We start from the raw sequence: 1049 nt of genomic DNA, 5'->3' as shown, positions 1-1049 counted from the left end.
GCGGGAACCGACAATCAACTCTTTGGCGGCAAAGACGATGATATTTTGATCGGCGGTCGTCGGAGTATAATGTTTGGAGACTTCGGCGACGACCAACTCTTCCCCGGAACGGACGGAGAGAATACCCTGACGGGGGGTCAGGGTTCCGATCAATTTTGGATGGTTAATTATGGTAAGATCACCGATTTTGAAGTCGGGATTGATGTTATTATCGTTCCCGATCCGTCCCTCTCGTTCGAGGGTCTGACCCTCACTCAGGTTGAGACGGATACTGTCGTCAGCGTAGATGGTTCACCCCTGGTAACGCTTTTGAACGTTTCGAGCGATCGCATCACCGCCGAAAGTTTTGTCTTCGGTATGCAGAACATCACGAGCATTTCTGAAGAATTTCAATACAATAGCGAGAGCTTTGCTGTACAAACCCAGAACTTCGATTCAATTGTCTCTGGCTTTCCCAATAACATCTCCAACACCGAGAATCAACCCGAACCGGTAGTTGTCGAAACTGCCGATGAGAAATCGGAAACTCCCGTTGTCGTCGATACTCCCAATCAGGAATCGGAAACTCCCGTTGTCGCCGATACTCCCAATCAGGAATCCGAACCGGTAGTTGACGAAACTGCCGATGATGAATCCCAGCCGGTTGTCGCCGATACTCCCGATGAGGAATCGGAAACTCCCGTTGTCGCCGATACTCCTGATGAGGAATCGGAAACTCCCGTTGTCGCCGATACTTCTGATGAGGAATCCGAACCGGTAGTTGACGAAACTGCCGATGAGGAAACGGAAACTCCCGTTGTCGTCGATACTTCCGATGAGGAAACGGAAACTCCGGTTGTCGCCGATACTCCCGATGAGGAATCCGAACCGGTAGTTGACGAAACTGCCGATGAGGAATCGGAAACTCCCGTTGTCGCCGATACTCCCGATGAGGAATCCGAACCGGTAGTTGACGAAACTGCCGATGAGGAAACGGAAACTCCCGTTGTCGCCGATACTCCCGATGAGGAAACGGAAACTCCCGTTGTCGACGATACTCCCGATGAGGA

General features: G+C 51.4%; 1 pseudogene. It reads left to right on the top strand.

The features are described from left to right. Nucleotides 1–159: 159 nt before the first annotated feature. Nucleotides 160–1049: pseudogene (locus tag LKE08_RS17690) on the top strand (hypothetical protein); the annotation flags it as partial.

The organism is Lyngbya sp. CCY1209 (genome assembly GCF_035615495.1).
Taxonomy (GTDB): Bacteria; Cyanobacteriota; Cyanobacteriia; order Cyanobacteriales; family Microcoleaceae; genus Limnospira.
This window is presented reverse-complemented; position numbering and strand designations above follow the sequence as displayed.